Here is a 24,718-nt window from a genome sequence, read left to right as displayed (position 1 = left end):
TTCTTATTTATTAAATACATTGTCTGTATCTAAAATATTGTTTTCTTTGTTTTCTGCTTTTGGTACGCCACCAGTATTAACTATTTGTACCTTAATTAATTCATCATAAACACTTTGCAATTGTGCTTTAATGATTTCAATATCATCAGTAATATCATAAGACTTTAATAAAACATTTTTAAATTCTTCATTATCAGTTAAAGAATTAATAAAGTCAATTATTTCAATTTGTTTTAATTGAATTGTTTGTTGTTCAATTTGTGAAGTTAATTCAGTATTTTTTGTTTGTAGTTCGTTGATTTGCTGATTATTATTTTCTAAATTACTTGCATTAAATTCTTCAACTTCAGCAGTATTTTCTAAAATAATTTCAGCAGTTTTAATATCTAAACTACCATCTTCATTTTTAATAGGTTCATTATTTTCATCAATAAGAACATATTTTACATTTTTTAATGCCATTGTTTTTCCTCCTATTTTTTAATATTTGTATTTATTCTTTTTCTAATTGCTTTTTGTATAATTTCAAAACTATCTACTCTAAAAGACAAAAAATAGCGCTTAGTTTTTATATTTAACTGATTAAATACTGAGCCTTTAATTTTTATCTCATCATCTTTTTTTAATTTCAAAAACTCAGTTAAAACAGATGGGTTATATATTGATAATGTTGAGTAATTTAATCCTTCTCACTGACATTTAGCCGAACAAGCATCAACTTCAACACCACCAGCAACAAGAGCCTTAATTTTTGTTTTAATAGGATTTTCATGTAATCTAACAGTTAATTCTAACTTATTAACTTTTTTATTTTTTATTTTAGGTTTACAGTTATTAGAATTTTTAGGTAAATTACTTTTTGTTTGAGACATTATTTAACATCCTTATTAGATAATTTGTCATATTTTGAACTGTCAACTAATATTCAATCGATAGAACCTGTTGAATATGGATTTTTGTAAAAATCTTCTTTATATAATTGTTTTGCTTCTAAAGTATATTGATTACATTCTAAATCTGCCACATCTTGTTTTAATTTAGATATTTCTTTATCTTTTTCAGCAAGTTCTTTTTTAAGTGTTTCATTTTCTTCTTTAATTTTGTTAAATTTAATTGATTCTGTTATAGTCATTATTTATCACTTCCTTTTTTAAAAAATATTGTAAATGTTTTCAAGCATCTAATTCGTGCTCTGACATTTTAATATTTCCTTTATAAATATAATTTTTTTTAACAACTGGCGATTGTAAAACATAATTTAAATTAAATAGATATTTACATAAAACTTTTAAACCACCAATGAATTTAGGAGTAGATAATGGATTTTTTATTTTTAAACCTTTATGAAGTTGATAATCTTCAATTATTACAACAACTTTATTTAAATAAGAACAAATTTTATTTTTAAATTGATTTAATATTAAATATATATTATTTATTGCTTCTTCTTCATTTTTGGAATTAAAAGTAATATTATTAATTATTTTCTTTTGCAAAACATTATAAATAATAATACCAGTTTGTCCAACTCCAGCAGGGTCAATTGCAATAATATATTTTAATTTATTTGTTTTATTTTTTTGTCAATTTGTAATATTTTTCATCCATCGGATGCTAAATCTAAAATATCGTTAATTTTATAATATTGCATATATGAAACAATAACATCTCACTTGTTTTTAAATAAATTTAAGTACATTTTGGCTCATTCTAAACATTGCAAATCATAATGCTTTTTATGATGTGAAATACGACAATTAATAGGTTGACAATTAACTCAATCAAATGATGCTGTTATTTCATTTCAAGTTTTATTAATATATTTGCTTTTATATTCTGTCATTTTATCTATACTCCTTAATTCTTTTTATTTGTTGCTCAAATTTCATTATTAATATCATTTACCGTTACTGGATAAGCTCGTATCATTAATTCTTGTAATTTATTTTTAATTTTTTTATTTCATTTTTTCATCAAATATTTTTCCTTCTGTAAAAAAACATAATATTCCTTTATTGGTTAATATTTTGATATTTAGTAAATAATTTATTTTAGTATTTAATTGCTTCGCCGCCCGCTTCACTTTGGGAAGTGAGCGGGGGCGGATAGGATATTTTGATAGAGTTTATCCCCCATACGGAAATAAACAAAAAACAGTTTACCCAGTTATTAATTACGCTTCATCCATCCCTACACAACTTTATATAAAGAAAATAACCTTTTGGAGTTCCAACCCTCTTGTTTTTTTAGTGTCCGATATTGTTTTTTTCGGTTTAACAGCACTTTTTTTATGAAAACAAGCCAAAAAACACATGCTCTGACATTTCGCAAGTGATTAATCTTGCCGAGAATTAAAGAAATAAATAGGAGTAGTAAATCCAATCGCTTTCACACTTTCTTTAAGGCTTCGTGCCATAGATGAGTTATCCATCTTTAAGCATCAAAAAATATTAAGTTTTAGATTGCATTATTCATCAGATAGTACCTTTATTAAAAATGATATTATTAGTTGTTAAACCGAAAAAATATAATAAATCACAGAAAGGAAATTATAAAAATTAACTAATTTGTAGGGAAAAAATAGGTTAATTTTTAATTTTAAAGATACTATCTGATGAATAATGCAAATAAAAAAATCGCTCTAATAAGCGATTACTTTAATTTGTATTTAATTACTTTATTTATAATTTTTATAAAACCTCAACTTTTTTCCGACTACCAAAATGCACACTGAAAATAACTACTTAGTTTTAACTAATAGCTATTAAAATATAAAATTATACGTTTATAATTAATCAACTCACATAAAAGCTAGTGTGCCAAAATATATGAATAGCTATGGATCAGTTATAATAAATATTAAAAGCCTTTAACCATGACACGGAAAAAGTTTAATATTTTAATAATTACTCAAATTCCAAATGGAATTAAAATAATTCAAGCATCACCTAAAAAGGTCATTAATTGTGGTAACACAGCATAAACAGCATCTTTAACTTTCATCATTGCTTGTCCCAAACCGCTTCAAATAGAATCCATTCCACCTGAAATAGTAGGAGTATCTGTAGCTAGAAAATTAACAGCTGTTGTTAAATACATACCTAACATTATTCTTTATCCTCCTTGTTTTCAATTTCTTTTTTTCTTTTTTCTTACCTCGAATTTGACGAATTTTTTGATAAATCGATAAACCAATTCAAGCAAGAATTCCTAAAATAATAACAATACTAAATATTCTTGTTAACCATACTGGCATAATTTAATTCCTCCTAAAAATTTAGCTTGCGCGGCACGCTCCGCGTGTTCGCTACGCTCAAAAATAAACAATATTGAATAAATTACGCGGATAATTTATTCATTTTCTTTTACATTATTAGTTACTATCTTATTAACAGTATTAATAACATTATCTTTTCCATACTTAATTACTAAGGATTGCAAAAGAAAATAATGTTTTGTTTGCATAATTTCAACTCCTTAAATTAAATTTTTTATACATAAAAGAAAAAACAAGATATAATCTTGTTTTTAACTAACAACCCGTATCTTTGCAACGGTCCCAACATTTGGTTTAGATCCTAGAAAATTACGAACAAAAATTAATTATGTATATAGTGAATATTATTTTGATAATATTCGTTTTCATTATTATTTTTTAAAATGTTGAATTCCGCAAATGATGTTTTTTTTATCATCCAACAAGTTATCTTAGTTTCTATTATAGTAATGAAAAAATTAGTTATTCAAAAACAATAATTGTCTATCATTATCATAATGAACAACAATTATATCAAGCTTGGAAGCTTATATTAGAAAGCTTACACTAGTGAATGCTATTATTTTATTGCTAAACTTGTTATAATTATATTAATTATTAAGAGAATGTGAGGGATTTTAAATGAATGTGCTAGATGAAATTAAAAAAGTTTTAAAAGAACGTGGAATTTCTAAACCAATTAATTTAAATACGGAGTTTAAAACATTAGGATTAGATTCATTAGATTTGATGGATTTAGTTATTGAGGCTGAGAAAAAATGTGGGATTCAAATACCAGATGATAAATTAATGGATATTAAAACACTTGCAGATTTAGTTGAAGTTATTAAAGAAATTAAAAAATAAAGGAGCTGGTGGCAATGGCATTATCATATGACGGGATTGTACAGTTATTAAAAAGTAAAAATTACCGAATTACTGAAATTAGGTTAGCAATTATTAAAATTTTATCAGAAAAGCAACATTTAACGTTAACTGAAATTGTAACATTATTAGAACAAGAATTTAAAAATGTTAATTTAATGTCAGTTTACAACACAATTGATTTATTAATTAGTGAGCATATTGTTTTTACAAATTCTTTTGATGGTAAACAAATTTGATATGATTTAGCAGAAAACCCATCCTTTCATATGGTTTGTGATATTTGTAAAAATGTTGTTCATATTAAAGATACGAATATTTTACATGAAATTAAGTTAGATAATTTAAAAGATGTAATGACAAATATTAATTGAGAACCAGTCCATTTTAAAATTGAAGGGCATGGAATCTGTGACCAGTGCCATAATAAAAAATATGAACCACTTCAATTTGAAGAGTACTTCAATGAAGAAAATAAGTAAAATTATTTGCTATTTTCTATTATTTTGTTAAAATGGTTAAGTGCCAATTTAGGCGCTTATTTTATCTTGTTAGGGGTATAGTTCAATCGGTAGAACACCGGACTTCAAATCCGGGTGTTGTGGGTTCAAGTCCTGCTACCCCTGCCATAACATAAAAAGATGAAAGTATGGAAATACTTTTTTATTTTGCCATATTTATCTTATTATGTTATGATTTAAAAAGGATTTAGGGGTGTAGTTTAATGGTAGAACAGCGGTCTCCAACACCGTACGTTGTGGGTTCAAGTCCTGTCACCCCTGCCAGTTTAAACAGTGGAAGTATACCCAAGTCTGGTTGAAGGTGGCGGTCTCGAAAACCGTTAAATGGAGTGATCCATGCAAGAGTTCGAATCTCTTTACTTCCGCCATTTAATGAAGAAAAAATGAAAAATCATTTCTAATATTAGAAATGATTTTTCATTACTATTTAATTTGTGGAACACCAACAAAAGCAATTGTGTTTAACCCTGCATGTGCAACAAAGATATTAGCTAAATTTTCGGTGTGGTAATTAACTTTTAATTCATTTAATTTTTGTGTAACATTTTCTCAAACTTTGCTAGCACATTCACTTGTTTTTAAAACAAATAATTGAAAGTTTATTTTAACTGTTTTTTTAAATTTTTCTCATGTTTCAACTAAAGTTTCAATTAAATTATTTAAAGTTCGTGATGAGGCAATTTTCTTAGGATGTTCTCCTCATTGAATTAAAATTTTAATTTTAAATAAGTTAATTAATGATAATAAAACTTTTCCAACACGTCCACCTTTTGATAAACGATCTAAACTACCAGGAATCATTGCCATATATGTTTTTTGCTCAAGTTCATTTGTTTTTGCAATAATTTCTTCGACACTAAGCTTTTGTTTTGTTAATTCATTAGCATAAATTATTAATGTTTTTAAAGCAAAAGCTGCTGTATGATTACGAACAACATGAATTTTTCCACGATATTTTTCATCTTGACTTAAAAGATAAGCAGTTGCATATTGGCTTGAAAGTTTCTCAGCAATTGGATAATGAATAATTTCATCATATGTTTTTAAAATTTCGTCATATTTAATCATTAATTCACCAGTTGATGCTTGACTTGTTTTTGTTGTTCCTGTTTGAACAACTTCATAAAAATTATGTTTTGTTGTTTCTTCTTCCGTATCTAAGATATCAACTTCATTATTTAAAATAATGTGTAAGGGAATAACATGAATACCTAATTGTTTAATTTCTGCTGTTGTGAAACCTGCTGATGAATCAGTTAAGATTGCAATTTTTTTACTCATTGATTGTACCTCCTTTTATTCATCTCAACATACTAGCACAACCGTATTTGCTCCTGTATGAGCTGCTATAACATTTGGCAAAATGTATGTTGAAATAATTTTAGCACCCGCGTCTTTAATAATATTGTAAACTTCTTTTAATGTTTCATCGTCTGTTTTTGAATGCAATAAAATAATGTTTTTTCAATTTTGCCGTTCTTTTTTTATTTGTCCTAAAGCTGTTTCAACAGCTTTTTTAAATGTTCTAGTTTTATCAAATTTATCAATGCGACCATCATATCTCAAAATAGGGGTTATCTTTAAAAGCGATGCTAAAGCTGCCGCTGCCGCTGTAATTCGACCCCCGCGTTTTAAAGTTTCCAAACTTTTTGGGATAATAAAGGCGCTAACTTTTGTTTTAATTAAATCAAGTTTTGATTGAATTTTTGTTAATTCAATTCCTTCTCCAATTCATTGATATACTAGATCAATCATATATACTAGCAGTTGACTTACCCCGTCAGTATCAATAACAAAGACTTTGTTTTTATATTCATCGCCTTGAGCAAACATTGAAATATTTTCATGCTGACCAGATAGCCCCTTTGATAATCCCATAAAAACAATGCCATCATATTTTTTTAACAATTCGTTTCAAGTACTTAACATTTTTCCCATTGGAATTTGACTAGTTTTGATAACTTGATGTTCTAAAATATCATAAAATTCATTAAATGAAATAACATCTTCGTCATCTTCCACTTCACTTCCATCTGGAAAATTTAGTAATAATGGTAATAAATAAGTATCTTCATATTTTTTTAAATCGTCTTTCTTAATTCCAGGCGATGAGTCGATTATTAATGCAGCTTTGCGCATATTTTTCCTCCATTTATTTCTATCGCTTAAGTATCATTGAATCTAAGTTAATATATTGTTAACGTCTTAACAATATATTAATTATAAACTTTGATATAATAATTTCAAGGATGAAAGGAAGATAACAATGAAAATTACTACTGAACAGAAAAAATGTATGAGACTATTTTACAAGCATTTGGACCATCTGGATGTGAGCAAGAAGTTGTTAAACTATTAAAACAATATTATCAAAAATATACTTCAGAAATAATTCAGGATAATTTAGGGAGTTGCTTTGCTGTAATTCGAAATCAAAAAGGAATTACAAATCCAAAAAAAGTAATGTTAATGGCACATGGTGATAAAGTTGGCTTTATGGTAAGCCAAATTAATAGTAAAGGTTTAGTTCGTATTAATCCATTAGGAGGTATTTGGGAACAAACATTATTAGCTAAACGAGTAAAGTTATTAAAAGATGATGGAACGTTTTTGATTGGTGCGATTTCAGCAATTGCACCGCATTTGTTATCACCAGAAGCTCGATTAAAACCAACGCCAATTGCTAATATGTTAGTTGATTTTGGTTTTTCTTCACAAGCAGAAGTCTATAAAGCTGGAATTCGAGAAGGAAATTTTGTAATTTGTGAAGGTCCAACAGTTTTCTTAAATGATAAACGATTATTATCAAAAGCAATTGATAACCGAATGGGTGTTATTTTAGGAATAGAAGTTTTAGAACAAGTTAAAAATAAACAATTAGACTATGATTTATATGTTGGTTTTAGTGTGCAAGAAGAAGTTGGAACTCGCGGTGCTAAAACAGCGACAGCATTAATTAATCCTGATTTTACAATTGTAACTGATGTTTCACCAGGACAAGATTATGAATCAACAACAACTTTTGGTCAATTAGGGCAAGGTGTAATGTTACGTGGAATGGAAAATGGCTATATTACGCGTTATGATTTAATTCAATATCAACTTAAATTGATGAAAGAACATGCAATAAAATATCAATTTTATATTTCGCCAGGAGGAACTGATGCTGGAGCTGTTCATTTAACAACAGCTGGTATTCCAACTATTCAAGCGTGTTTAATTGCCCGTAATTTGCATACAATTAGTGGTATTATTGATTTAGATGACTTTAATGAAACAATTAAGTTAGTAACAACAATTATTGAAGATTTAGATAAAACAAAAATTAAAGGATTTAATTGAAGTAATAAGAAGTAAAAATGGGAACAAAAACAATTGGTTTATTTTATAATCAAGGCTTTGATATTTTAATGGGATATGAATCAACACCTGATGCAGTTAATTATGTTATTAATAATGATTATGTCTTATTTTATAATCAAAACCACCAATGTTGTGAGTTTAATTTGTTAAATGCTAGTAAACATTTAACAACATCTTTGAAGTTAGGAATTAATAGTGATAATTCTAATTTATTAGCAGAGTTAGGAGGTATTTTTAAACAAAAAGATTATTCTTTTAATATTAATCAACAACCACAATTTATTGTTGGTAAAATTCTTGAGCGTAAAAAACATTCTAATTCAGATAAATTAAATATTTGTCAAGTAGACATTGGTTTATCAACTGAACAAATTATTTGTGAAGCTGATAATTGTGATATTGGCCAATTGGTTGTTGTTGCACGTGTTGGGGCAATTATGCCTTCAGGTTTAAAAATTGTTCCTAGTGAATTACGAGGAATTATTTCAAATGGAATGCTTTGTTCTGAACGCGAATTGGGATTACCAATTACTATTATTGGAAAAAAATATGTTATTATCAAAGCAACAATATCATCTGGGAAATAGTTTTTGAAAGGAATATTATAATGGGCAAAATTAAGGCAGGGTATTATAGTGCAATTTATTTTTTAAAAACAGCAAATATTTTAAAAAATAAAAAACCAAATGATTTAATAACAATGCAGTTTTTTCAACGTGAAGAAAATGTTATTTTAGCAGGCGTTAATGAATGTGTTGAATTATTAAAAACAGAAGTTTTTAATGCGGAAAGTTTAGAAATCACTGCCTTAACGGATGGCGATTTAATTCAAGCTAATGAACCAGTTTTAAAAGTAACTGGGCATTATTATCAGTTTGGCCATTTAGAAGGTATTATTGATGGTATTTTAGCACGACAAACAAGTATTGCAACAAATTGTTATCGTGTATTACAAGCAGCTAATAATAAGCCAGTGATATATATGAATGATCGTAGTGATTATTATTATAATCAAGAAAATGATGGTTATGCTGCAAAAATTGGTGGAATAACTAATTTTGTTACAACAGCACAAGTAACAAAATTAGTTGGTAATTATGAGCCTATGGGCACTGTTCCGCATGCTTTAATTCAAGCTTTTAATGGTGATTTAATTGCAGCTTTGAAAGCTTATCAAAAGTTTTATCCAACTGATAAATTAGTGGCTTTAGTTGATTATAATAATGATGTTATTACTAATACTTTGCAAGTAGCACGTGCATTTTCAAATTTATATGCAGTTCGTGTTGATACTTCTCAATCATTAATCGATAAATATTTTCTTGGAAAAGAAGATAAGTATCCAAGTAGTGAAATTAATGGTGTTAATAAACACTTAATTCGTGCTTTACGTCAAACTCTAGATAAGGCAGGATATCAACATATTAAAATTATTGTTTCATCAGGATTTAATGTTCAAAAAATCCAGGATTTTGAAAAAGAAGGTGTTCCTGTTGATATTTATGGCGTTGGGGAATCGTTGGCAAAAATTAATATTGGTTTTACTGGTGATGCTGTTCAATTAAATGGTGTTGATCAAGCAAAGGTTGGGCGGAGTAATATTGCTTCGAATCGACTAGTTAAAAAATAAGAAATGTTTTATAATATATGTAAATAAAGGGGGTTTTCATGATGAGTGAAAATAAAAACCATAAAATAGAGTCTTATTATAATCATGATGATGCTTATCCTCATTTAAAACAGGAACGAAAACAATATCAAAATGAAAACGAAAAAATTACAATTGAAAATAATATAAGAATAAATCTCCTTTAACATCGTTATGTGAAGTTATTTCACCTTTATATGGAAAAAAAATAGATGGTGCTGATGAATTTAAAGTTAATATGTCGCATTCATATAAACAACAAAAAGAAAATAGTCCCATAACTTCGATTGAGGATGTTATTGCTCAGCGGGTGAGTGAGAAGAAGGCGGAGTTAGTGAAAATTCATATTACTGAAGAAAAAATTTCGTCTTTTGATAAAACTAACATTGAACCATATTTTCGAAAATATGATCCAGTTACAAATAAAGAAATTATTCCATCAACTTTAAAAACTAAAAATAAATTATCTGAACCAACAGCACAAACGGTATCATTTTTATTAAAGCCACGAAAAAGTGGAACAAATATTTTTGGCGATAGAACAGCTGAGTTAAAAGTAGAATTAGAACAAATTAAAGAAAAAATTCGTAATCCAATGCCACAACATAATGTTGATGATTATGAGCAAGCAGCAATGTTTGAAGGAATTGAAAAGCAAAGAGAAATTAATGAACAGATTCGCAATGCAGTTGCTAAAGCTTATCATATTGATGATAATTTTTCTGAAGATATGCCATTAGAGCAACGTTGTCGATTAATCCAACATAATTCAACAAAAGCGTGAGCAGTTAGATTTAAAACGCTACTTAATTTACAAGAAAATAATTTAAATAATCAGTTTCTTCGTCGCCCAAAACCATTATCACAAAATGCATCAGGATATCATAAGAAATTGCATGATTTACGAAACAGTGATTCTGAACCAGATATGAACCACGTTAAAGAATATCATACTAATCGTAATCCTTTTTTTTCACGCATGTTAGAAATTGAAGAGCAAACAGCAAAGGAAGCAGAAGCAAAACGTCGTGAACGAATTAAAACACAAATTAATAATGTTCAAAGGGATAATAAAAATAATAATGAATAGGTAAGGAAAATTTTAAAAACTGATAGGGTGGTTAAAAGAATGAATAGGAGAATCAAGCAATTTTACTGTTGTTAATTTTTTTGTTAAAACCTTTATTATAAAAAAATAATTTAAAAAATATTATAAAATATTAGTATGAATGAAATTATGAAAACACATATATTTAAATAATTTAACAAAAAGATAGGAATTAATTAAATGAATAGAAAAGTAAAAAAAAAAAACAATAATAATCGGAGGAACAACTTTTGGTGTCTTAACAACACCAGGAGCTATTGCAGGTATTGTTTTTGGTATTAGACATATAAATGGTGATTTTGAAACTGAAAAAAGCCAAATATGAGAAATGGTTAAAGAAACATCCAAGGATACTGCCCATGTTGTTTTTATTAACGGATTTGCTGGTACATCTCTTGTTGAAAAGTATTTATTTGAAAGTGTTAAAAGTAAATTTTCGATTGATATTATTCGTAGTTATATGGTTTCAGGTCGTGCAAAAAATGAGCAAGAACGTGTTGCTAAATATAATCAAGAGCTTTCACACAATAATTTAAATAACCAAGCTAATGTTATTGATAAGCCTAATAGATTGTCGCATATGAAATCGTATTTTTAGTTTAATGATAAAAAAGAAATTATTCGTTCTTTTACAGGTAATGGTAATTTTTCAGAATCTGCCTTATTAAAGGTTCCATCTTTTAAAGAAGTTTTATACAATATTAGGGAGTGTTGCATATAAACGAGTATTACTTAATTTATTTAAAAACAAAAAACTTTTTCTTTTATAAAAAAATAATAACACAAAAAAAATACAAAAAATAATTTCATATTTTAACATACTAAAAAATAGTTTAAAAACTAAAATTAAATTATTTTAAATTAACTAAAATTAAATCTCATAATTTTTAAATCCAAAATATTTTTAAATGTTGAAAATAAAAATGTTTTATTCCCATATCTCAAACAAGATTTTACAACTCTTGAAACATCACTTTCAACAGATACGCCAATATTTCACTCTTTATTTTGATTTAAAATACCATTTTTTTAAATTAATAAAATACCTTAATTTAATTCTTTCATTCTGTAATGATTTTAAAAAAGTTATAAATTCGTCGTATTTTCCTTGTAAAAATAATTCCTTTGCGTGTAAATAATTTTTAAAGGATTCTTTACTACGATTACCACAATATATATTATTCTTTAATTCTCTTATTGCATGAAATCTATCAAATATAAACATACCATCTAAAATTTTAGCAGTTTTTTTAATTCATTTAGCACTATCCCCACCAATAATTAATTTAATATTTTCATAATTTTTAAAAAATTTTTGAATTTGTTTTTTAATAAATAAAACATTAAATTCTGCTCCTCGAGTTTTCTTATTAAGAAAAAAATAACAATATTTTTTATTTAAAGATTTATTATTTTCTTTTCCAGTATTAAATGAAATTATTCTAACAGTTTGCAAATAAGATTTATTTTTTTAAAAGTTACATGCGCATCATCCCAATTGATATATAAATTTTCTCAATTTTTTAAATCTATTTTTTTATCTTTTTTTTAATGCTTTTCGTAAAATACGCGAAACAGATGAAAAATGAAATTTACAATATACAATTTAATATCTAATTGTTTGTATTTATCAGAAAAATAAAAGTAACGTGAATAAATTTTAAAACCATTATTCGCTAATAAACCATATTTTTTATTATATCCTTGTGTATAAGTATTATTTTCTAAATCAAAAATTGTTCGTAAATAATCTTTATAAAAATTTTGAAAAACCGTAAACATACTATTTAATAATTTTTCAAATTGAGTTTTATTAATATTGCTTTCCTCAATTAAAATATCTGTAAAATTAACTAATTTTAAACCAAAAAAGTTAATTAAAACCGTATCATATTGTAAATTATCAATATATCCACTTTCAATAAAATTACTACGATTTTGAAATACTGGAACTAAAGCATGAGCAAAAAATGCTTTTAAAAATTTATTAATATCAATTTGACCTTTCATCTGTTCAAAAATCTATTTACCAGTATTAGGAGTATTACCCTGATAATAATTATATGTTTCAGCACTAAAACTAAATGTATTTTCCTTATCTTTCATAAAAGAAAATAAAAAACCTAAATCATCAGTATACCGATAATTATTATAATCATATCCATTTCAATATTGCTTAAGATGTGTTAACTCTAAACTCCCAGCAATAATATTTTTTCGTTCATCAATCGTTAAAATCATTCGATAAATTGATTTTTTAGTTAAAATAATACCAATACTAGACTTATTCAAATTATTAATAATTTCAAAATCAAAAATAATTCTTTGACTACCTAAATTTGGATCATCATAATCTAGATTACCACCTTGTTGAACTCGAATATTTTCTTGCACAATAGCATTAATATATTTTAATAAAAAAGAACGAGTATTTTGATAATTAGTATCAGTCCAAAAAAATAACACTGCCAGTATCTGCATCAACATCTGGTGTTTGTGGTTCATTAGTTCCATCTCAATAATAAATTATTGCTTTTGAACTTCATGCTCAGGTATTATTAATATTTTTTGCATCTGTTTTAATTATGTTTCATTGTTGGATTAGATATGGATAAATTACAATATATTTCCTATCATCTTCTTTTACATATTTATTTTTATCAGTAGAAGCAATTATTTTAGGTGGTACTAAAACATCATTAACCCTAGGAATTAACTTTCAATTTTGAAACTTTAAATTAACTTGTTGCAAATTATCAACACTTTTTTCTAATTTATTTATAATTGTTGAAGAATATAATTTTGATGTACTATTTTGAACAGTTGAACCTAATTCATTATATTGTGTTGATGTACCATGAATAGCATAAATTGATAATTTAATAACCATAAAAAAGATCACAAAATAAGCAATCGTTGTTTTTACCATTGGCAATTTAGTATTTCAAATCACATCAAAAATAAACAAAAATACATCAAAAATAAAACTAAAAATTTTGTCTCAATTACTACTTTCTGATAATAAATTAATCATCTTTACCACTTCCTTTTTCTTTTTTAGGTTTTAAATTCTTTTTCAAAATATCAATATCAAACAATTCTAAGCGTTGTTTAATATTTAATTTTGATATATCTTTCCAAAAGTATTCTTTTTTATTAACAACCTCATCGTTTTTCAAATCACGAACAAAACTTAATCAATAACTATGGTATTTATTAGCAAATTCAAGCGGAATAATTATCTTAAAAAACCGAATTCCTAATCCAACATCCGACTTATGTTTTGCTCGTTTACCTTCTGACAATCATTCAACTGATTTTGTTTTTCAAATTTCATAATCAGTAATATTTTGAAAAATACCAATTCGCATAATAAAAAAATGATTAAAAATATTAAATCCTTTTTAACAATTGGTTTTTTAAGTGAAATTGGAATAATAATACCACTTGCTAATTGCCTAATATTGTTTCAAATTATACCCTCACGCTGAGCAGTAAACAAAACACGATGTCCAAAATGTCTTGCTAAAACAATTCACGGTATCTTACCACTATGAACTTTTTTCTCATCGTGCGGACTAGTTCCATCAATATATAAATAACTTTCATCAAATAAAATAACACTATCATCTGGAGGAACTGGTTTTGTTCGATCAGTAAAATCCAAATTTTTAAATGTTAAAACTTTAACCTTGCCATCTTCTAATGGATAATTACTATAAATTTCATCTGTTAATAATTTCATAGACTGAGACAAATAAGTTAAAAGTAATGTTTTACCTGTTCCTAACTTACCAATGATAACTGACAAAGGGTTATCTCAAACAAAATCAACTAACCTAAATGCATTTAACTGATAAAAAATATTTTTTCATAATCACCAAAAAAATATACACATTGTAAAACAAATAATAGTCAAAAAACTAAGCCGGTGTAATTTAAAGAAATAATTCAAAATAATAAATCAATTAAACTAAACAAAACCATTGAACCGCTAATATAACAATAATTTTTTTAAAAAAATACAAACTTTTTCATTATTTAAAATACCCAACTATTTTAAAAATCATTCACAATAAAAACCAAGTTAAAAACAAAATTACAATTCAAACACCAACCATCAAAGTTAAATATTCATTTTGTGTTAAATTTAAAGTTGTAATATTTTCAACATTTGTTTTATCTATAAGCAAAAAGACATGAATAAAAAACTCTTTTAATTTTTCTCAATCATTTTGCATTTTTAAAAACTCCACATTTTTTGAATAAGTTTAAAAAACATTCCAAAAAATAAAACGATAAATAATACAAACGATATAACATATATAAAATCGGGAGCATTTGAACCAATAATATAACTTACAAATTGAACTCAATAATTATATAAACTCATTTAATTTAAGTCTTTCAAATCATTAATTAATTCTTGGTCTTTTTCAACAGTTCAATTTGTTAAATTATTATTGTTATTTATTTTTACTTTTTGAGGTTCAGAAGGGAATAATGCTTTTTTCATTTGTGTAAAATAATTTTGTTTATATTGATTATATAAATTAATTATTTCTGTTCCAGTTAAATATTTTCAAATATTTCGTTTTAAATTTTCATCATATTTTACAATAGGGTAAGAATTATCATAAATCAAACCAATAGCTACTTGATCAGAATGTTTTTGACTAGGATAAATAAACTTATTACTCAATCAAAAACCGATATGACGATTATGATTAGGTAAATTTATAAACGAAGCTTTATCTGTTCTAAAAACTACAAATTCTGTTCAAATAAAATAATTTTGTACGTTAATATTCTTCTTATAAAAACTTATAAAAACACCTTACTTTCCATATTATATTTACACAATGCCGTATTAGGACCACTTTTATAACTTGGTTTATGATACATTACTCAAAACAAACTACCAACAAATTTTTTATTCAAAATAGAATGACAAATTTGACATTTACGTTTAATAATTAATCACACTCCTTAAAATTTGTAATAATTAATTCTTGGCCAAGTTTTGGCTTTTTATTATGACAATTAGTAAAACTATAAACTCATTCAAATTCATTAATATTAAATTCTTTAAACAAGTCTTTAATAAATTCAGAATTATCAATACTTAAAATTCATTTACCTTTAATGTTTAAAATATTATCTTTTAGTTCATAAAAGTTCATTTTTGAATGTTTATAAACTCTTCCTTTATTATAAAAATATGGTGGATCTAAATATCAAACAATATTTTTATAGTCCAAATTATAGAACTCAATATTATTTTTAGGATCAACTAATAGTCTTCTAACATTTTGAATTCTCAATAATTTATTAAAATTAAAATTTTGTTGTAATCTTTTATCTGTTCAAGTTCCTCATTCTTTCCCGTTAAAAGTTAAAGCATTTTTAATTAAAAATTTTTCGCCTGTATTCAAACAATAATCATTTGCTATCTTTTCTTTCATTTCATCAATAGTTTTTGAATTAGGATATACCAATTTTTGTAAATAATCTAATTCGATTAAGTGAATCCCTTCCCGCCAAAAGTTAATCAAGTCACTATGTAAATCATCAAAGACTACTTTGTTACATAACTGCTGGTCTAACACATTTAAGCCAACTGAAGCACCGCCACAAAATAAATCTATAAATTTATCAAATTTAGCCGGTAATAATGCTTTAATTTTATCAAAGTGTTTAGCTTTTCCACCTGGCCAAGACAACGGACTAATAAATTTCATTCTAATCCTCCTTTACTATAAAATGTTTAAATAATGTATATGTATTGTAATAAACATTGTTAAATATATAAAATTAAAAATTAAAGCACACTGAAAATAAGTGCTTAGTTTTAACTAATAGCTATTAAAATATAAAATTATACGTTTATAATTAATCAACTCACATAAAAGCTAGTGTGCCAAAATATATGAATAGCTATGGATCAGTTATAATAAATATTAAAAGCCTTTAACCATGACACGGAAAAAGTTTAATATTTAAATAATTACTCAAATTCCAAATGGAATTAAAATAATTCAAGCATCACTTAAAAAGGTCATTAATTGTGATAACACAGCATAAACAGTATCTTTAACTTTCATCATTGCTTGTCCCAAACCGCTTCAAATAGAATCCATTCCACCTGAAATAGTAGGAGTATCTGTAGCTAGAAAATTAACAGCTGTTGTTAAATACATACCTAACATTATTCTTTATCCTCCTTGTTTTCAATTTCTTTTTTTCTTTTTTCTTACCTCGAATTTGACGAATTTTTTGATAAATCGATAAACCAATTCAAGCAAGAATTCCTAAAATAATAACAATACTAAATATTCATGTTAACCATACTGGCATAATTTAATTCCTCCTAAAAATTTAGCTTGCGCGGCACGCTCCGCGTGTTCGCTACGCTCAAAAATAAACAATATTGAATAAATTACGCGGATAATTTATTCATTTTCTTTTACATTATTAGTTACTATCTTATTAACAGTATTAATAACATTATCTTTTCCATACTTAATTACTAAGGACCGCAAAATAAAATAATGTTTTGTTTGCATAATTTCAACTCCTTAAATTAAATTTTCTATACATAAAAGAAAAAACAAGATTATATCTTGTTTTTAACTAACAACCCGTATCTTTGCAACGGTCCCCAATATTACAAATTATAAAGGCCTTGGTTGTGATATTTTTTGCGGAGGAATTAATGCAACAGAGCATGTTAGTGCAACACGAACTAGTGATTTATATCAACAAAATTGTGTTGGCTTTGATGTTAATGATAAGACAACCTATCAGTCAGAAGCAAATGTTTTGAAAGAAAAAAGCCAATTTAATGAGATTGTAAAAGCACATAAAACAAATGAAAAAATAAAGACAGCAACAGGACTATTAGTATTGACTGGTGATGGTGATACGAATGTTATTAAACGATATTTAGATGAAACGGCAAAGGATAATATTAATTTAGATCTTTTTGTTGATAAAACTAGTGCTGAATATAATCCGATTCTTGAAGCAGAGTTATTAAAAGATAAAAAAAATATTAATCGATTAAATATTATTCATGAACATCCGAAACCTAATGTTTATAATTCTGATTTTATTAAGTACACTAAACCTAAAACACATACTAAGTTATATGTGTGATACAATGCAAATAATGAAATATTAGCTTTTTGATCCGGTAGTGCTAATTTTAGTACAAATGGTCTTGGCCTTGACCCTAAAAAAGATCGTCCTTTTCGTGAAATTTTATTTGAAATGGCATTATCAGAACGAGATTGAAAAAATGACATTATTTGTAATGTAGTTGGTGTCTTTAAAACACCTCCAAGTCAGCGAATTAAAAATTTTTGTGCAAATTAGAGATTTAACATTAGGTTGTTAAATCTTTTTAAGTTATTAATGTATTGTATTGAATATATCCTAAAACTAAGCAAATAAATAATTTAACAATTAATTTGTAATATAAAATTAAAACAAAAGTAATTGGATTTTTTATTTTTAAAAAAAGATATAGAATAGAAGAAAAATTAAAAATAGTAAAAGAAGGATTGCAATCAAGTGTTAATAAAATAAATTATGCAATGTTTAAAATATTGTATATTCAATTAGTTGAAGAATCGATGGTGATAGTAGCTAAAAATTCACAAATAATTTTAAAATATTTTAATTAGATTTAATAATGCTACTATTTGCATCATAAGTAAATAGACTACTTATTTGTGATTGTTTAACTTCTACTTCTCCGGATCAAGGATCAGCAATTAAATATGTATATTCTTCAAATTTTTCTGATACTTGAATTCCATGTATAACAATAAGATGTCTTATCATATGGTTGTTTCAAGGATATTTACCATGCATACTTAATATAACTGGAAAATTATGCTTTAAACTATTGTTTACATCATTATAAAATATTTTTTGTTCTTTTTCGGTTAAACCATAATTGAGTCCTAATATTTTTCGTGTATATTTATGATTATTTTGGTTTGTGAATTTATTTAAAATTGCTGGAATATTTCCTGGATAAGTTCCTGTTTTTACAGTTTGTAAATAATTTGCTAATTTTTCTTGTGATATTTTTTTATTAGCAACATAATTTATTACCATTTGTACACTAGCAGGACCACATCAATAATTTGCTTCTTGATAAAATAATTCAACGGGCAATGAAATTGATTTATGTTTTATAATATTTTCATTTTTTTCTTTATATAATAATTCATAATTTTTAATTAAAGGTTCTTGTTTTAATTTATTTTTATAATATATATGCCGACAAAAAAGTTATAAAAGATATTAATATAATATTAATTAAAATTAAAAATGCATTTATTATTCATATTTTTTTCTTTTTTTCTCCTTAATAATATTTTATAAAAAAAGAAAAAGATAAGTATATTTTTTAATTTTTAACAAATTAATTGCAAATTTTTAATATTTTTTAACAACTTAATTTACATAATAATTAATAAAAGTAAAAAAATACTACAATATCGTAAATTTTTGAGTATTTTGCATTAGTTACTGATTTTATTCTTTGATATAACATAAAACAAATTAATGTAAAAACTGGTTTATACTATCTTGTAAAGATAAATTATATATTGTTGTAAATTAGTATATATTAATTTTTATCATTAAGTTAACTAATTATTCTAATATTATTTAAAATAAATTATAAAATAAGTTATAATATAAAAGTAATATTTAATACGATTAGAAAAAGGGTGGAAAAGAATGATATATATGTTAGCAACAAATGATAATTTATTAATTTCACAAACAATTTTAATCATTGTTTTATTATGTTTAGCAATTGTTTTTTGTTGTTATGGCATTAGTGCTGCGCGAAAAGTTGCAATTGCTGCTAAGAAATTTGATTATTTTGTTGAAGACTTAACTTATAAAACAGAAATGTTAAATTCTACTGTTGATACCCGTTGTTAAAGTTTCAAATTATATTGATGTTTTTGAAGCTTTTGCAAAACGAAACGTTAAAGCATGAATGAAAATTATTGCTCGTAATAAAGACATTGCCTATCGAATTGTTGATAAATTAAAAGATTTTGCTAATTCTGATGAGAAGGAATAATTATGGCATTTAAATTTGTTAAAACATTGGCAGTGATGGTAGTAGGAATGTTAATTGCTCCGAAAAAAGGTTCAGAATTACAACAAGATTTCATTAATTTAGTTTAAAAATATAATCCACAACTTAAAAAATGGTTAATAAAATTGAGATTGTATGAGAAAAATCGAAAGGAATAGAATCAGATGAAGTTGCAGCTGATATTGAATTGCACATTAAAAATGTCAAAGGTGCAGTTGAAATTTTAGATTCTGCTTCAACAAAAGAAATGACTTATAAGACATTAAAGAAAATTGATAATGGTGCAGTTAAATTAATTAAAGCAGCAGCAAAATCACCTAATGTGTGCGCAGTGGCAAAAGATTTAGCAAAAATAACAGTTTCAGCAATTGACGCTGGAATTAAGGCAACTGAAGATTTGAAAAAAACATCAGCATCAATTTCTGAAAAAATTATTGAAGAAGGAAAGTCTGCTCCAATTAAAAAAGATTCAAAAGTAGATAAGAAATAACTCTAATAATTTAGAGTTTTTTAAATAGCAAAGGAGATAAATGATGGTAAAAAATATTTTAGAAGAATTAAGATGAAGAGGACTATTAAAACAAGTAACTAATGAAGCAAAATTATTAAAAGCGCAAGAATTAAAAAAAGGAGTTTATTGTGGTTTTGATCCAACCGGTGATTCATTACATGTTGGGCATTTAATTCAAATTATGTTATTAAAACGTTTTGAAATGTTTGGATTTCAACCAATTGCTATTATTGGTGGTGGGACAGGAATGATTGGTGATCCTAGTGGGAAAAAAGCAGAACGGGTATTGCTAGATGATAAAACAATTAAACATAATGTGGAAACCATTAGTAATCAAATGCAACAATTAATTGGAACAAAAGTTAAAATGGTTAATAATGCTGAATGATTGCAAAAAATGACCTTGATTGATTTTTTGCGAAATGTTGGTAAAGATTTTAATATTAGTTATTTATTAGCAAAAGAAAATATTGCAACTAGAATTGAAGTTGGTTTATCATATACTGAATTTGCTTACACATTATTGCAGGCTTATGACTTTTATCAATTATATATTAATTATGATTGTGCTGTTCAAACTGGTGGTAGTGATCAATGAGGAAATATTACTTCGGGTACAGATTATATTTATAAACAAATTGGAGAAGATAATTTAGCTTGTGGTTTGACAATGAATTTATTAACAAAAGTTGATGGTTCCAAATTTGGAAAAACAGAATCAGGGGCAGTTTGATTAGATTCAAAAAAAACATCACCTTATGAATTTTATCAATTCTTTTATAACCAAGATGACCAAGAAGCAGGGAAATTATTATGTTATTTAACAATGTTATCTGAAAAAGAAATTATTGCTCTTGAAGCAGCTCACCAAAATGAACCAGCACAACGCATTGCACAAAAAAAACTAGCAGAAGAAGTAACTTTATTTGTTCATCAAGCAGCAGGATTAAAAACAGCACAAATTGTTAGCGAAGCTTTATTTAAAGGCAATTTACATGAATTATCAGAGCAACAGTTAGGCCAACTTGATAACAATTTACCTAATTTTTATTTAACAAAGCCTAATTTACCACTGCTTGATTTATTAGTACAAGCACAAATTGTTTCTTCTAAACGTGAAGGTCGTGAGTTTTTAGAACAAGGTGCAATTACTATTAATGGGCAAATTGTTAAAGAAGAAACTTGACTTGTAGCAAAAGATAAGTTTTTATTTGATAAATATTTAATTATTCGTCGTGGAAAACGAAAATATCATTTAATTTATCTTGCAACTAACAAAAAAAAGAACATTTTACCATTTAAATAATGCTATTTATAAAATGAATGATTTCCCATAGCATTATAATAACATTGTAATGTTCGGGCATGAATTTGAATATGATGGTCTAAATGACCATATCCATCTGCATCAAGAACTTGAGCAATATCAATTCATTTTAATACATTATGAACATTATTTTTTCCTCAACTACTAGCCATATAATTATAAAATCTTACCATTAATTGTTTTAATTTATTAATATATGTCGGACAATAATTATTAATAAAATTCGTTAAAGATGATTTAGTTTTTGGATTTAAAAAATTTAATAATTCTTTATATGAATTAAATTCTGGTTTTTCATAAAATGGTAAGTTAGGATATTCAGCATGACTTAAAAAGGCATTTGTTAAATTTTTTTCAAGATCTGTTGCTGGGTTCTTACTAATTCATAAGCCATTATAGCCACGTTGTTGCATTCAAGTTTGATTTGGAACATATTGTTGATTTAAATTAATTTGATTTAACACTGATTTATCAAGAAGATAATTAAGGGTAACTGAACCTCGGTAAATCTTAAAATCATTAGAAGTAATTGTAGCCGTTGTAGCCGTAATATTATTTTTAATTTGAATTTTATTAATCTTTAATGCTGGGAACTTTTGTTTTAATATAGTTTTAATTTGCTCTTCTGTTGGAAGATGGGAACCATTAGTTTTAATTGCTTGTAAATTTGGGTCACTAATAATTGTATTTAGTAGTATTATTTTTTGGTTTAAATAAGTATTATATAGCAAATATAAAATAATGCTTAATAAAAATCCTACGATAAAAATTAATACTATGTTGGTTGTATAAATTAATTTTTTTTGTTTTTTTTCATTACTATTACTACCTTTACTATTTAATATTTTGCTGTTGAAGAATATAATTTTGATGTACTATTTTGAACAGTTGAACCTAATTCATTATATTGTGTTGATGTACCATGAATAGCATAAATTGATAATTTAATAACCATAAAAAAGATCACAAAATAAGCAATCGTTGTTTTTGCCATTGGCAATTTAGTATTTCAAATCACATCAAAAATAAACAAAAATACATCAAAAATAAAACTAAAAATTTTGTCTCAATTACTACTTTCTGATAATAAATTAATCATCTTTACCACTTCCTTTTTTTAGGTTTTAAATTCTTTATACATAAAAGAAAAAACAAGATTATATCTTGTTTTTAACTAACAACCCGTATCTTTGCAACGGTCCCAAAATTGATAAAAATAAAATTTTAGTTTTTAAAATTTAATGCGGACATCAATATATAAAAAAAAGCAAACCATTTTCATTTATGCAATGCTACAATCAGGGCAGACTATGAGAAAAGTTTTGTTTGTTTTTGTTTGTATTTTAAATTAACAAATTATTGTTTATTAATAAAGAAAGCGAGGTAAATATTAAATAAAAAAGATATTTGCCTTATTAACTAGTTTATCAGTAAATAATATATTTGTTACTTCTATTGTGAGTTGTACATTTTGTTCAAATAATTCAGAAGAAGTAAATTTACCAAATGAAAATATTGATGCTAAACTTAATGAGGATTCTCAAGATGTGAAAGTATCAATAGATGATGAAACAAAAGATGATAAAACAATAGATAATGAAACAAAACCATATTATGAATATACAATGTTAGCAACTAATAATGGTTTATTTCAATTTATAAAAAAAGGTGATATAGCGATTGTTTATGATATTGGAATTGGTGGGTCACCACGTGCATGAAATACTAAATTATATAATGGTAATATTTGACCAACTAAGGTTTTAAAAGAAAAGGGAATTAATAAGATTTTGGCTATTTTTTTCAGTCACTTTCATACTGATCATTATTCAAATTTCAGAAGTATCTTAAATAATTTTCAAGTTGATAATATCATTTTTATTGATGAAGCAAATGAATTTATGAAAAAAATTAGTGATTCAATTAGCTCTAATACAAAAATTTATGATAAGTTGGAAGAATTTTATATTTTTGAGGGTATTAAATTTCATAATTGAAGTTATTATGCAAAAGATTTTCTTGAAAAAGAAAGTCATAAAAAACAAGTAAATCGAAATAATTTATCAAATGTATTATATTTTAAAATTGGACCAACAGATTTTTTTTACTGGTGATGCTGAAAAAAAACTTGGAGAGGCTATTGCTAGTCAAAAACCTGATATTTTTAAAAATATTGATATTTATCAAGTGCCACATCATGGAAGTAAAAATTCTCTTGATAAATCGTTTTTTAAAAAATTAAGTCCAGAAAATTGTTATATTCCAGCTACATATGATGAGGAAAATACATCATGACGTAATTTTATGGGAGCAGCAAGCCACAAATTTCCAAATGGTAATATTATTGAACAATTAAAAGAAAGTGGTTGTAAAGAAATTAGTATGACAGAAAAACCATATAATGTTTTAACAACTAGTCAATTAGAAAAAATTAATAATACTGAAGTGACAATTACTATTTATTTAGATAAAAACGGGCAGATTATTAGTAAAAAATATTTTAAAAATACGATTTTAAATTCTCTTTAGATAAAAGTAATTAATTAAAAAAAAATAATACATTTAACCAAATGTATTATTTTTTTAATTAGAAGAATCTTTTTCATTTAATTCTCCTTCATTTTTAGCTTTTTCATAAATCTCAACAATTGCTTTATGACGTAAATATTCTTCTTCTGAAATATTCTGAATAAGGCGTTCTTTAATTTCCTCTTCAATAAATAAAGAAAGATATTTATTTAAAGTATTAACTGCGTGATTAATTTCATCATTTTCTGTAACAAAATCATTAATTAATTCAAATTTTTCTTCTCATGATAAGTTATTAACAAATTCTAAAATAAATCTTGGATTCTCTTTAATATATTCTGATAAGGGTTTATCAACATGTTCATCGATAAAAAGATCAATTTTTTCTGGCAACATCGCTGTTTTTATCTCCTACTATATTTTTTTAATAATATTAATAA

At 25.4% G+C, this 24,718-nt stretch carries 34 protein-coding genes, 3 tRNA genes and 4 pseudogenes; 19 read left to right on the top strand and 22 right to left on the bottom strand.

All coding sequences use genetic code 4. The features are described from left to right. Positions 1-3 precede the first annotated feature (3 nt). The 7 genes from AACL22_RS06460 to AACL22_RS06430 all read right to left on the bottom strand — a co-directional run bounded on the left by AACL22_RS06460 (position 4) and on the right by AACL22_RS06430 (position 3,256). Positions 4-462 (bottom strand): hypothetical protein, encoded by a 459-nt coding sequence (locus AACL22_RS06460; protein ID WP_338989312.1) that lies wholly within the window; start codon positions 460-462, stop codon positions 4-6. 11 nt (positions 463-473) lie between these two features. Then, positions 474-872 (bottom strand): hypothetical protein, encoded by a 399-nt coding sequence (locus AACL22_RS06455; protein ID WP_338989310.1) that lies wholly within the window; start codon positions 870-872, stop codon positions 474-476. Then, positions 872-1,132, bottom strand: coding sequence for a hypothetical protein (locus AACL22_RS06450; RefSeq protein WP_338989308.1), 261 nt, complete (start codon positions 1,130-1,132; stop codon positions 872-874). Before AACL22_RS06450 ends, AACL22_RS06455 begins: the two co-directional genes overlap by 1 nt. Continuing rightward, a complete protein-coding gene (locus AACL22_RS06445) occupies positions 1,110-1,604 on the bottom strand; it encodes a hypothetical protein (RefSeq protein WP_338989476.1) in 495 nt (164 codons plus the stop codon). Before AACL22_RS06445 ends, AACL22_RS06450 begins: the two co-directional genes overlap by 23 nt. Then, positions 1,559-1,843: a hypothetical protein gene (locus AACL22_RS06440; protein ID WP_338989305.1), complete on the bottom strand. Its 285-nt coding sequence runs from the start codon at positions 1,841-1,843 to the stop codon at positions 1,559-1,561. Before AACL22_RS06440 ends, AACL22_RS06445 begins: the two co-directional genes overlap by 46 nt. 1,016 nt (positions 1,844-2,859) lie before the next feature. Beyond that, positions 2,860-3,108 (bottom strand): hypothetical protein, encoded by a 249-nt coding sequence (locus AACL22_RS06435; RefSeq protein WP_338990511.1) that lies wholly within the window; start codon positions 3,106-3,108, stop codon positions 2,860-2,862. Beyond that, a complete protein-coding gene (locus AACL22_RS06430) occupies positions 3,077-3,256 on the bottom strand; it encodes a hypothetical protein (protein ID WP_338990509.1) in 180 nt (59 codons plus the stop codon). Before AACL22_RS06430 ends, AACL22_RS06435 begins: the two co-directional genes overlap by 32 nt. Positions 3,257-3,898: 642 nt before the next feature. Between AACL22_RS06430 and AACL22_RS06425 the strand changes: the two genes are divergently transcribed. The 5 genes from AACL22_RS06425 to AACL22_RS06405 all read left to right on the top strand — a co-directional run bounded on the left by AACL22_RS06425 (position 3,899) and on the right by AACL22_RS06405 (position 5,030). Then, on the top strand, positions 3,899-4,123 hold the full coding sequence (locus tag AACL22_RS06425; RefSeq protein WP_338990507.1) for an acyl carrier protein: 225 nt from the start codon (positions 3,899-3,901) through the stop codon (positions 4,121-4,123). A 14-nt stretch (positions 4,124-4,137) separates the two neighbouring features. Next, positions 4,138-4,623, top strand: a complete 486-nt coding sequence (locus AACL22_RS06420; RefSeq protein ID WP_114565424.1) for a Fur family transcriptional regulator — start codon at positions 4,138-4,140, stop codon at positions 4,621-4,623. A 71-nt stretch (positions 4,624-4,694) separates the two neighbouring features. Then, positions 4,695-4,770: transfer RNA gene (locus AACL22_RS06415), tRNA-Trp, on the top strand. An 81-nt stretch (positions 4,771-4,851) separates the two neighbouring features. Further along, positions 4,852-4,926 (top strand) — tRNA-Trp (locus AACL22_RS06410). Positions 4,927-4,937: 11 nt separating this feature from the next. Continuing rightward, a tRNA-Ser gene (locus AACL22_RS06405) sits at positions 4,938-5,030 on the top strand. A gap of 55 nt (positions 5,031-5,085) precedes the next feature. Here the strand turns inward: AACL22_RS06405 and AACL22_RS06400 are convergent. Together AACL22_RS06400 and AACL22_RS06395 are read right to left on the bottom strand one after the other, a co-directional pair. Then, positions 5,086-5,943, bottom strand: coding sequence for a DegV family protein (locus AACL22_RS06400; RefSeq protein ID WP_338990505.1), 858 nt, complete (start codon positions 5,941-5,943; stop codon positions 5,086-5,088). Between the two features lie 15 nt (positions 5,944-5,958). Further along, a complete protein-coding gene (locus AACL22_RS06395) occupies positions 5,959-6,801 on the bottom strand; it encodes a DegV family protein (RefSeq protein ID WP_338990504.1) in 843 nt (280 codons plus the stop codon). A 153-nt stretch (positions 6,802-6,954) separates the two neighbouring features. Between AACL22_RS06395 and AACL22_RS06390 the strand changes: the two genes are divergently transcribed. The 6 genes from AACL22_RS06390 to AACL22_RS06365 all read left to right on the top strand — a co-directional run bounded on the left by AACL22_RS06390 (position 6,955) and on the right by AACL22_RS06365 (position 11,379). Further along, positions 6,955-8,019 carry a M42 family metallopeptidase gene (locus AACL22_RS06390; protein WP_338990502.1) on the top strand — a complete coding sequence of 355 codons (1,065 nt, stop codon included), beginning with the start codon at positions 6,955-6,957 and terminating at the stop codon, positions 8,017-8,019. 2 nt (positions 8,020-8,021) lie between these two features. After that, positions 8,022-8,612 (top strand): YtpR family tRNA-binding protein, encoded by a 591-nt coding sequence (ytpR, locus tag AACL22_RS06385; RefSeq protein ID WP_338990501.1) that lies wholly within the window; start codon positions 8,022-8,024, stop codon positions 8,610-8,612. 20 nt (positions 8,613-8,632) lie between these two features. Then, positions 8,633-9,655, top strand: coding sequence for a nicotinate phosphoribosyltransferase (locus tag AACL22_RS06380; protein WP_338990499.1), 1,023 nt, complete (start codon positions 8,633-8,635; stop codon positions 9,653-9,655). 38 nt (positions 9,656-9,693) lie between these two features. Next, the gene (locus AACL22_RS06375) at positions 9,694-9,840 is read left to right on the top strand and encodes a hypothetical protein (protein ID WP_338990498.1); all 147 of its coding nucleotides are present in this window, start codon (positions 9,694-9,696) and stop codon (positions 9,838-9,840) included. A 71-nt stretch (positions 9,841-9,911) separates the two neighbouring features. Continuing rightward, entirely contained in the window at positions 9,912-10,763 is an 852-nt protein-coding gene (locus tag AACL22_RS06370) for a hypothetical protein (RefSeq protein ID WP_338990496.1), read from the top strand. A 346-nt stretch (positions 10,764-11,109) separates the two neighbouring features. Then, a complete protein-coding gene (locus AACL22_RS06365) occupies positions 11,110-11,379 on the top strand; it encodes a hypothetical protein (RefSeq protein WP_338990494.1) in 270 nt (89 codons plus the stop codon). Between the two features lie 405 nt (positions 11,380-11,784). On the opposite strand, the gene AACL22_RS06360 is transcribed toward AACL22_RS06365, so the two are convergent. From AACL22_RS06360 to AACL22_RS06315, 9 genes and pseudogenes are all read right to left on the bottom strand, one after another. After that, positions 11,785-12,237, bottom strand: coding sequence for a UPF0236 family transposase-like protein (locus tag AACL22_RS06360; RefSeq protein WP_338990492.1), 453 nt, complete (start codon positions 12,235-12,237; stop codon positions 11,785-11,787). Positions 12,238-12,380: 143 nt separating this feature from the next. After that, positions 12,381-13,566 (bottom strand): annotated as a pseudogene (locus tag AACL22_RS13790) (spiroplasma phage ORF1-like family protein); the annotation flags it as partial. Beyond that, a pseudogene (locus AACL22_RS06345) lies at positions 13,564-13,815 on the bottom strand (hypothetical protein); the annotation flags it as partial. The pseudogenes AACL22_RS13790 and AACL22_RS06345, both read right to left, overlap by 3 nt. Continuing rightward, a pseudogene (locus tag AACL22_RS06340) lies at positions 13,808-14,768 on the bottom strand (hypothetical protein). The pseudogenes AACL22_RS06345 and AACL22_RS06340, both read right to left, overlap by 8 nt. A gap of 50 nt (positions 14,769-14,818) precedes the next feature. Beyond that, complete coding sequence (locus AACL22_RS06335; RefSeq protein WP_338990486.1) at positions 14,819-15,022, bottom strand: DUF2649 family protein; 204 nt, start codon at positions 15,020-15,022, stop codon at positions 14,819-14,821. Positions 15,023-15,174: 152 nt separating this feature from the next. Then, positions 15,175-15,609: a DUF3627 domain-containing protein gene (locus tag AACL22_RS06330; RefSeq protein WP_338993024.1), complete on the bottom strand. Its 435-nt coding sequence runs from the start codon at positions 15,607-15,609 to the stop codon at positions 15,175-15,177. Between the two features lie 148 nt (positions 15,610-15,757). Then, positions 15,758-16,522, bottom strand: a complete 765-nt coding sequence (locus AACL22_RS06325) for a DNA adenine methylase (RefSeq protein WP_338990484.1) — start codon at positions 16,520-16,522, stop codon at positions 15,758-15,760. A gap of 258 nt (positions 16,523-16,780) precedes the next feature. After that, the gene (locus AACL22_RS06320; RefSeq protein ID WP_338990482.1) at positions 16,781-16,990 is read right to left on the bottom strand and encodes a hypothetical protein; all 210 of its coding nucleotides are present in this window, start codon (positions 16,988-16,990) and stop codon (positions 16,781-16,783) included. Beyond that, on the bottom strand, positions 16,959-17,138 hold the full coding sequence (locus tag AACL22_RS06315; protein WP_338990480.1) for a hypothetical protein: 180 nt from the start codon (positions 17,136-17,138) through the stop codon (positions 16,959-16,961). The genes AACL22_RS06320 and AACL22_RS06315 overlap by 32 nt, the downstream gene beginning before the upstream one ends. A gap of 465 nt (positions 17,139-17,603) precedes the next feature. Between AACL22_RS06315 and AACL22_RS06310 the strand changes: the two genes are divergently transcribed. Continuing rightward, positions 17,604-18,158 (top strand): restriction endonuclease PLD domain-containing protein, encoded by a 555-nt coding sequence (locus AACL22_RS06310; protein ID WP_338990478.1) that lies wholly within the window; start codon positions 17,604-17,606, stop codon positions 18,156-18,158. 303 nt (positions 18,159-18,461) lie between these two features. Here the strand turns inward: AACL22_RS06310 and AACL22_RS06305 are convergent, their stop codons facing one another. Further along, positions 18,462-18,968 carry a C39 family peptidase gene (locus tag AACL22_RS06305; protein WP_338990477.1) on the bottom strand — a complete coding sequence of 169 codons (507 nt, stop codon included), beginning with the start codon at positions 18,966-18,968 and terminating at the stop codon, positions 18,462-18,464. 570 nt (positions 18,969-19,538) lie between these two features. Between AACL22_RS06305 and AACL22_RS06300 the strand changes: the two genes are divergently transcribed. From AACL22_RS06300 to tyrS, 5 genes are read left to right on the top strand one after another with little or no spacing between them, the layout of a single operon-like run. Beyond that, entirely contained in the window at positions 19,539-19,748 is a 210-nt protein-coding gene (locus tag AACL22_RS06300; RefSeq protein WP_338990476.1) for a hypothetical protein, read from the top strand. Then, positions 19,732-19,893, top strand: coding sequence for a hypothetical protein (locus tag AACL22_RS06295; protein ID WP_338990474.1), 162 nt, complete (start codon positions 19,732-19,734; stop codon positions 19,891-19,893). Before AACL22_RS06300 ends, AACL22_RS06295 begins: the two co-directional genes overlap by 17 nt. 2 nt (positions 19,894-19,895) lie before the next feature. Beyond that, the gene (locus AACL22_RS06290; RefSeq protein ID WP_338990472.1) at positions 19,896-20,000 is read left to right on the top strand and encodes a YtxH domain-containing protein; all 105 of its coding nucleotides are present in this window, start codon (positions 19,896-19,898) and stop codon (positions 19,998-20,000) included. 23 nt (positions 20,001-20,023) lie between these two features. Further along, complete coding sequence (locus AACL22_RS06285) at positions 20,024-20,401, top strand: hypothetical protein (protein WP_338990470.1); 378 nt, start codon at positions 20,024-20,026, stop codon at positions 20,399-20,401. 43 nt (positions 20,402-20,444) lie between these two features. Further along, positions 20,445-21,728, top strand: a complete 1,284-nt coding sequence (gene tyrS, locus AACL22_RS06280; protein WP_422397500.1) for a tyrosine--tRNA ligase — start codon at positions 20,445-20,447, stop codon at positions 21,726-21,728. Positions 21,729-21,730: 2 nt separating this feature from the next. On the opposite strand, the gene AACL22_RS06275 is transcribed toward tyrS, so the two are convergent. Then, positions 21,731-22,480: a hypothetical protein gene (locus tag AACL22_RS06275; protein WP_338990466.1), complete on the bottom strand. Its 750-nt coding sequence runs from the start codon at positions 22,478-22,480 to the stop codon at positions 21,731-21,733. 113 nt (positions 22,481-22,593) lie between these two features. Continuing rightward, a pseudogene (locus tag AACL22_RS06270) lies at positions 22,594-22,848 on the bottom strand (hypothetical protein); the annotation flags it as partial. A 358-nt stretch (positions 22,849-23,206) separates the two neighbouring features. Between AACL22_RS06270 and AACL22_RS06265 the strand changes: the two are divergent. Both AACL22_RS06265 and AACL22_RS06260 read left to right on the top strand, forming a co-directional pair. Next, entirely contained in the window at positions 23,207-23,896 is a 690-nt protein-coding gene (locus tag AACL22_RS06265) for an MBL fold metallo-hydrolase (RefSeq protein ID WP_338990464.1), read from the top strand. Further along, positions 23,817-24,278 carry a hypothetical protein gene (locus tag AACL22_RS06260; RefSeq protein ID WP_338990462.1) on the top strand — a complete coding sequence of 154 codons (462 nt, stop codon included), beginning with the start codon at positions 23,817-23,819 and terminating at the stop codon, positions 24,276-24,278. The genes AACL22_RS06265 and AACL22_RS06260 overlap by 80 nt, the downstream gene beginning before the upstream one ends. A 54-nt stretch (positions 24,279-24,332) precedes the next feature. On the opposite strand, the gene AACL22_RS06255 is transcribed toward AACL22_RS06260, so the two are convergent. After that, a complete protein-coding gene (locus AACL22_RS06255) occupies positions 24,333-24,674 on the bottom strand; it encodes a hypothetical protein (protein ID WP_338990461.1) in 342 nt (113 codons plus the stop codon). Between the last annotated feature and the right edge of the window lie 44 nt (positions 24,675-24,718).

Origin of the sequence: Spiroplasma endosymbiont of Seladonia tumulorum, assembly GCF_964020235.1 — a bacterium.
GTDB lineage: Bacteria > Bacillota_I > Bacilli_A > Mycoplasmatales > Mycoplasmataceae > Spiroplasma.
Note: the sequence above shows the minus strand (reverse complement) of the source record. Positions and strands in the feature narration are given on the sequence as shown.